Annotated in this window: 7 protein-coding genes and 1 pseudogene; 5 read left to right on the forward strand and 3 right to left on the reverse strand. The window is 71.4% G+C overall.

Translation table 11 applies throughout. The annotated features are described in order from the left end of the window. Nucleotides 1–53 precede the first annotated feature (53 nt). From CHC05_RS20035 to CHC05_RS20050, 4 genes are read left to right on the forward strand one after another with little or no spacing between them, the layout of a single operon-like run. Nucleotides 54–944, forward strand: coding sequence for a hypothetical protein (locus CHC05_RS20035; protein ID WP_144022687.1), 891 nt, complete (start codon nucleotides 54–56; stop codon nucleotides 942–944). Between the two features lie 20 nt (nucleotides 945–964). After that, nucleotides 965–2,401, forward strand: coding sequence for a serine/threonine-protein kinase (locus CHC05_RS20040; RefSeq protein WP_179266283.1), 1,437 nt, complete (start codon nucleotides 965–967; stop codon nucleotides 2,399–2,401). Continuing rightward, nucleotides 2,398–2,985, forward strand: a complete 588-nt coding sequence (locus CHC05_RS20045) for an FHA domain-containing protein (RefSeq protein ID WP_089251019.1) — start codon at nucleotides 2,398–2,400, stop codon at nucleotides 2,983–2,985. The genes CHC05_RS20040 and CHC05_RS20045 overlap by 4 nt, the downstream gene beginning before the upstream one ends. A 46-nt stretch (nucleotides 2,986–3,031) precedes the next feature. Beyond that, the gene (locus tag CHC05_RS20050) at nucleotides 3,032–4,135 is read left to right on the forward strand and encodes a threonine aldolase family protein (RefSeq protein WP_245871068.1); all 1,104 of its coding nucleotides are present in this window, start codon (nucleotides 3,032–3,034) and stop codon (nucleotides 4,133–4,135) included. Nucleotides 4,136–4,156: 21 nt separating this feature from the next. On the opposite strand, the gene CHC05_RS20055 is transcribed toward CHC05_RS20050, so the two are convergent. Together CHC05_RS20055 and CHC05_RS20060 are read right to left on the reverse strand one after the other, a co-directional pair. Further along, nucleotides 4,157–5,203 carry an alpha/beta hydrolase gene (locus CHC05_RS20055; protein ID WP_089251021.1) on the reverse strand — a complete coding sequence of 349 codons (1,047 nt, stop codon included), beginning with the start codon at nucleotides 5,201–5,203 and terminating at the stop codon, nucleotides 4,157–4,159. A gap of 55 nt (nucleotides 5,204–5,258) precedes the next feature. After that, nucleotides 5,259–5,780 carry a carbon-nitrogen hydrolase family protein gene (locus tag CHC05_RS20060; RefSeq protein WP_089251023.1) on the reverse strand — a complete coding sequence of 174 codons (522 nt, stop codon included), beginning with the start codon at nucleotides 5,778–5,780 and terminating at the stop codon, nucleotides 5,259–5,261. On the opposite strand from CHC05_RS20060, the gene CHC05_RS20065 reads away from it, so the two are divergent. After that, nucleotides 5,780–6,115: a cupin domain-containing protein gene (locus CHC05_RS20065; protein ID WP_089251025.1), complete on the forward strand. Its 336-nt coding sequence runs from the start codon at nucleotides 5,780–5,782 to the stop codon at nucleotides 6,113–6,115. The genes CHC05_RS20060 and CHC05_RS20065 overlap by 1 nt on opposite strands. Nucleotides 6,116–6,135: 20 nt before the next feature. Here the strand turns inward: CHC05_RS20065 and CHC05_RS20070 are convergent. Then, nucleotides 6,136–6,336: pseudogene (locus CHC05_RS20070) on the reverse strand (IS982 family transposase); the annotation flags it as partial.

Consider the following 6,336-nt stretch of genomic DNA (forward strand, 5'->3'; position numbering starts at 1 on the left):
CCGTCACCTCGCGAGCATGTCTTCGGACATCGACCCACCGCCATATTGGGCGCATGAGGAGTTCGTTGCTACTGGTCGCCGCCGCGGCGACCGCGTTGGCCCTGACTGGCTGTGTCCCTCGGTCGTCGGGTGGGTCAGGGGCGCCCGCCGAGACGACCGAGCCCGCGGCGGTGACCGAGATCCAGATCGACAAGTCCTACTGGTACGCGGGATTCAAGGTCACGTTGAACGTCGCGCGCGTCGTGGCGTCGTCCACCGGCGCCGGCAAGTCCGTGACGATCGAGGGCGTCTTCCAGAACCTGAGCCCCGAGCACGAGGGCACGCCGACGGAGAACGCGTTGCTCACGGTCGGCGACCGCACCTACGCCGAGCTCGACAACCCGCTGCTGGACCTGCCCGAGGTCCCGGCGCAACGCAGCCAACCGGGGATGTACGCCTTCGCGGTCGACGAGCACTTCGTCCTCCCCGAAGCCGTGCTGATCGTCGGCAAGCCCACCAACCGCCAGGCCACGGTGCCGTTCAGCGGCCCGGACGGGCTCGTCGCGCTGGAGCCCGTGCCGGTGCCGGTCACCGGGAAGGTCCAGCGGACCGCCACCGGCAGCGTATTCATGAGCGTGTCCGCCGTGGAGGTGCGCTCCGACGAGCCGCTCCTGCACCAGCAGGCCCCGACCGGCCAGGAGTTCGTGCGGCTGGCGTTCTCGGCCACGAACAACTCCGCCGCCGGCTTCGCCTGGGTGTTCGACCGCGACCTGCAACTCAAGCTGCCTGACGGCACCTCGGTCGGCACCGACGACAACTGCAGCCGGGCCCAGATCTACCCGCCCCCGCACGCGACGGCTGATGGCGGGCTCGCCTGCTTCCTGGTCCCCGCCCCGGCCACCGGCACGTACCTGCTCAGCTGGGACCGGTACGAGAAGGGCGCGCTGCGCGTACCCGTGGATTGACGGTCGTTAGAATGCCGGCGATGACGCTGGACGCCGGTGGCGCGACGCAGCGGACCGGCGCTCCGGCGCCGGTCCTGCAGCCGGGCGACCCTCGTCGGGTCGGCGGCGTCGCGCTGCTCGGGCGCCTCGGCGAGGGCGGCATGGGCGTCGTGTTCCTCGGTCAGGACGACACCGGTCGCCTGGTGTGCGTCAAGCTGATCAGGGCGGAGTACGCCCGGGACGCACTGTTCCGCGCCCGCTTCGCCGCCGAGGCCGCGGCCGCCCGGCGCGTCGCCCGCTTCTGCACCGCGCAGGTCCTCGACGTCGGCACGGCCGGCGACCTCGCGTACCTGGTCACCGAGTACATCGAGGGGCCGACGCTCACGGCCGCCGTGAAGCAGGACGGCCCGATGCACGGCTCCACATTGGACAGCCTGGCGATCGGGATCGCGGCCGCGCTCAACGGGATCCACGCCGCGGGCGTGGTCCACCGCGACCTCAAGCCCAGCAACGTCCTGCTGTCGCGGGTCGGTCCGAAGGTCATCGACTTCGGCATCGCCCGCGCCCCGGACGTCGACGAAAGCCTCACGGAGTCCGGCCACATCGTCGGGACGCCCGCCTACATGGCGCCCGAGCAGTTCCGCGGCGTGGTCACCACCGCCACCGACGTGTTCAGCTGGGGCGCGGTCGTGACGTTCGCCGCGACCGGTCGGCCACCGTTCGGGACCGGTGCGCCGCTGGAGCTGATGCACCGCGTCGTCTCGGATCCGCCGTCGCTCGGCGCGCTGGAGCGCCCGCTGCGTGACCTGGTCGAGCGGGCCCTCGACAAGGACGCCGCGCGGCGGCCGAACGCGCGGGAGGTGCTGCTAGCCCTGGTCGGGGAGACCGCCGACCCGATCGACGCCAGCTCGCGCATCCTGTCTACACAGTGGACTCCGCCGCCGACCCGGCTCGACGACAGCGGCGTGGCCGGGCCGTTGCTGGAGCGGCCCCTGGTCGAGGTCGGATCGGGTCGTCGCCGCCGTCGGCTGACGCTGCTGGCGGTGGCGGCCGTGGCACTGGTGGCGGCGATCGCCTCGGCGCCGCTGCTCCAGCAGTGGGAGGGCGACAAGGAGACGCCCGGTCCGTCGACCTCGACGTCGAGCGCGCCAGGGCCCGGGCCGGGGCCAACCACCCGGGCCGCCGCCTCCATCACGATCGGGGCACGGGTGCCGGAGCAGGGGCTCATCGAGCTGGGCATCGGCGACGAGCGCCGCTACCGCCTGCACCTCGACACCGACCTCGACGTGTACGTGACCGGCGAGAGCTGCGCCAGCCCCGTGCCCTGGCAGCTGTTCCACTCCGAGCGAGGCCTGGTCAGCTCCGGCACGCTCTGCCAGCAGTCAGGCCCCTACCCGCTCACCGCCGGCGACTACGAGTTGCGTGTCGGAGCCCCGCGCGTGGGTGGCAAGTTCGCGGTGAAGCTGACCGGCCGATGAACGCGTATCTGGAGGTCTGGTCGGCCACCGGCGCGTCGATGATCCCGCTCGACGGCGACCGGATCACGCTCGGCAGCGCCGACTCCAACGACCTGGCCGTGCCCACCGACCGCCGCCTGTCCCGCCTGCACGCGGTGTTCGAGCGGTACACGGCCGGCTGGTCGGTGCGTGACCTCGGTTCCCGCAACGGCACCTTCGTCAACGGCCAGCGCGTCTGGCACGAGCGCGTCCTCGCCGACGGTGACGAGATCCGCGCCGGTGGCTCCCGCTTCGTGCTGCGCTCCGGCCGCGCGCCGAAGGCGCCGGCCACCGAGGCGGGCGCACCGGCGCCGGAGCTGACCAACCGCGAACGGGACGTCCTCGTGCAGCTGTGCCGCCCGCTGCTGACCGGCGCGCTGTTCACCGAGCCCGCCTCCAGCCGCGAGATCGCCGCCGCGCTGGTCGTCACCGAGGCGGCGGTCAAGCAGCACCTGCTGCGCCTCTACGACAAGTTCGGCATCGCCGGCGAGGGCGAGAAGCGTCGCGTGCGCCTGGCCAACGAGGCGATGACCCGCAACGCCATCACCCGCGCCGACCTTCAATGACCGGTGCCGCTCGCCGGTGCTTACCGGGCTCTGCGACGATCAGCTCGTGGAGGACACCAAACGGCAGCGGCTGACGGCCGCCCTGCGCGGCTGCGACCGCATCCTTTCCGGCACGCGACCGCTGACGATGCGCGAGCAGCTCGCCGCCCTGGAGGGGTCCGGGCTGCTCGACGACCAGCCCGACCACTACGGCGACGGGCCGGTGGCCGTGCTCGAGGAGCGGGTGGCGGAGCTGTTAAGCACCGAGGCCGCCGTGTTCTTCCCGACCGGCACGATGGCCCAGCAGGTCGCCTTGCGCTACGGCGCCGACCACAGCGGCCGCGACGCCGTCGCGCTGCACCCGCTCGGGCACCTGGAGAAGCACGAGCGGCACGCGTACGCCCAGCTGAGCGGCCTGCGCGCCGTCTGGCCGACGACCGAGCCGCGCAACCCCACCGCCGACGAGATCGCCGCGCTCGCCGAGCCGGTCGGCACCGTCCTGGTCGAGCTGCCGCTGCGCGATGCCGGGTTCGTGCTGCCCACGTGGGACGAGCTCGTCGCCGTGGCCGCCGCGACCGGGGCCGCCGGTGCACGGCTGCACCTCGACGGCGCCCGACTCTGGGAGTCGACCGTTTACCTGGGGCACCCGCTGCACGAGATCGCCGGTCTGGCCGACAGCACGTACGTCTCGTTCTACAAGACCGTCGGCGCCATCAGCGGTGCCGCGCTGGCGGGCAGCGCGGACCTCGCCGCGTACGCCCGGGTCTGGCGGCACCGTTATGGCGGTATGGCCTTCCAGCAGTGGCCGGCGGCGCTGACCGCGCTCGCGGGTCTGCGGCGCGAGCTGCCGCTGATCCCGCGCTACGTGGAGCACGCGCGGACCGTCGCCGCCGCACTGGCCACGTTGCCCGGGGCGCGGGTCTACCCGGAGCCGCCGCACACCCAGCGGTTCCGCCTCTGGCTGCCGGGCACGGCCGAGGCCCTCGACGAGGCCGCGCTGACCCTGGCCGAGGACGAGAAGGTGTGGTTTGCCGCCCGCTGGCAGGACGCGGAGGTGCCGGGGCTGGCGATGACCGAGATCACGGTCGCCGCGCCCGGGCTCGACTGGACCGCCGACGACGTCGCCGAGGTCGGCGCACGGTTCCTGGCCCGGGTCGCCGGGCGGGACTGAGCCCCGCCCGGCGACGGGGAGTCAGCTCTCGCGCTTGAGGCGCTCGGCGAGCCAGGCCACCGCCAGCGGGTACCGGTAGTCGATGGCGCCGTGCGCGGCCGGGAACAGCTCGAACGCGATGCGCTCGGCCGGGACGCCGATCCGGTCGAGGCCGGCCTTGAACGCCTCGGCGCCGAGGTCGAGGAACCACTCGTCACGGGTGCCGGCGTCGATCCAGACGGCGCGCAGCGAGCGCAGCTCGTCGGCGTACTTGTCGATCATCCGGATCGGGTCCCAGGCCAGCCACCGCTCCCACAGTTCCGGGATGAGCTCGCCGGAGCGGGGGTCGACCGGGAGCCGCGGCGTGCCGTCGGGGTCGGGCGAGAACGCGGCGGCGCAACCCAGGGCGAGGATCAGCACCATGTCCTCCTCCTTGGTGAAGGAGACCCGGCTCTGGAAGTCCTTCCACCAGTTGAGGATGTCGTGGTCGTAGGCGCGCAGCGCCCGCACCGCCTTGCCGAACTCGTTGAGGTAGCAGTACTCGTAGAGCGCGTCACCGGCGTGCGTGGCCAGCGCCCCGAACAGGTCCGGGCGCAGCATCGGCGTGATCATCGCACCGAAGCCGCCGGACGACTTGCCGCTGATCGCCCGCGACTCCCGGTCCGCGATGGTGCGGTAGTGGGCGTCGACGAAGGGCACGACCTCGTCACAGAGGTACGAGTGGTAGTTGCCGGTGCCGACCGAGTCGACGAACTGCGAGCCGCCGTACGCGGTCCAGGCGTCGACGTAGACCAGGATGCACCCCGGCGCCTGCCCACTGGCGAACACCTGGTCGGCGGTCGCGACGAACGGCTGCCGGAACGGGGTGCGGTTGCCCCACATGGCCACCTGGCCGGTGTAGCCCTGGATCACGTAGATGCTGGGATACCGCTCGTCGGACTCGTCATACCCGGGCGGCGTGTAGACCCACAGGTCCCGAACGTGCGGGTCGCCGAGGGGGTTGCCCCGCAACAGCTCCGACTCGATCGTCCCCTGATGCAGGGTGCCGGCGAGGTCACTGAACGTGTTTGGTGATGTGGGCTGGCTCATCTCCTAGTAGTAACACCAACGATGACCATGCCGGGGCCCCCGGTCGGCACCTCGGCTACCACCAGAATGCGTTCTCGCGGCGCATCATGTTCTGGGCGGGCACCAGCAGCACCTGGGCTCCTCGAGCGGCGACCGCGGCCGCCGCCTCCGGGAAACGGGTGTCGTAACAGATGTTGACGCCGAACCGTACGCCGTGGTGGTCGAAGACCGGATAGTCGTCGCCGGCCGTGAACACCGCCTCGCCGGCGGTCAGGAAAGTCTTGCGGTAGCGGCCCACGACCTTGCCGTCACCGACGACCACCGCGGTGTTGTAGAAGCGACCGCCGGCTTCCTCGATCATCCCGAGTACGACCAACGGCCGGATCCCGGCCAGCCGGGTCAGCACGGGGTCGTCGATTTTCAGCGCGTGATCGCGTACGTGCTGGTCCGTGACCAGATAGCCCTGCAGGAAGCACTCGGGGAACAGCAGCAGGTCCGCTTCTCCTTTGGTGGCCACGTCGTGGACGAGCTGGATCGCGGCGTCGACGTCGCCGAGGATCTCGGGTGTCTGGCAGGCGCCGATGTTAACGTGCGTCAATGGCCACCCACATCCGGAACGACGACCTGCCGGGCAACGCGACCTCGCGCACCTTCCTCGGTCGCGACCACGGTGGGGTGCCGGTCTCGTTCTTCATCCAGGCGAGCCCGACGGGCCACGGCCCGGAGCCACACACCCACCCGTACGCGGAGGTGTTCGTCCTGCACGAGGGCTCGGGGACCTTTCTGGCCGGCGAGGAGACCATCGAGGCCGAGGCGGGCTCGGTCGTCGTGGTGCCGGCGGGCGAGGTGCACGGCTTCAAGGCGTCCTCCGAGGGACCGTTGCGCATGACCTGCATCCACACCAGCGACGCGATGACCACCGAGTGGCTCTAGACGAGTAATTCCTAACGGGTTCAGTGGTCGTAGGCGATGAGTGACCTGGTCACGGGCTGGCCGGTTGCGCGGTTGTGCCAGATGGCGGCGGTCATCGCGAGTAGTCGTTGAGCGATGCGGGCACCGACACCTTCGATGGTGCGTCCGCCGTGTAGTTCGAGGTCGAGTTGGCCCTTGAGGGTGTCGTTGACTGACTCGATGAGTTGCCGGACGGGTTTGAG

This window comes from Asanoa hainanensis, from assembly GCF_900188485.1.
Classification (GTDB): domain Bacteria; phylum Actinomycetota; class Actinomycetes; order Mycobacteriales; family Micromonosporaceae; genus Asanoa; species Asanoa hainanensis.

Excerpts from the sequence above, each read along its gene's own strand:
- CHC05_RS20040 (WP_179266283.1), top strand. The coding sequence starts at position 965 with ATGACGCTGGACGCCGGTGGCGCGACGCAGCGGACCGGCGCTCCGGCG.
- CHC05_RS20065 (WP_089251025.1), top strand. The coding sequence starts at position 5,780 with ATGGCCACCCACATCCGGAACGACGACCTGCCGGGCAACGCGACCTCG.
- CHC05_RS20035 (WP_144022687.1), top strand. The coding sequence starts at position 54 with ATGAGGAGTTCGTTGCTACTGGTCGCCGCCGCGGCGACCGCGTTGGCC.
- CHC05_RS20045 (WP_089251019.1), top strand. The coding sequence starts at position 2,398 with ATGAACGCGTATCTGGAGGTCTGGTCGGCCACCGGCGCGTCGATGATC.
- CHC05_RS20055 (WP_089251021.1), bottom strand. The coding sequence starts at position 5,203 with ATGAGCCAGCCCACATCACCAAACACGTTCAGTGACCTCGCCGGCACC.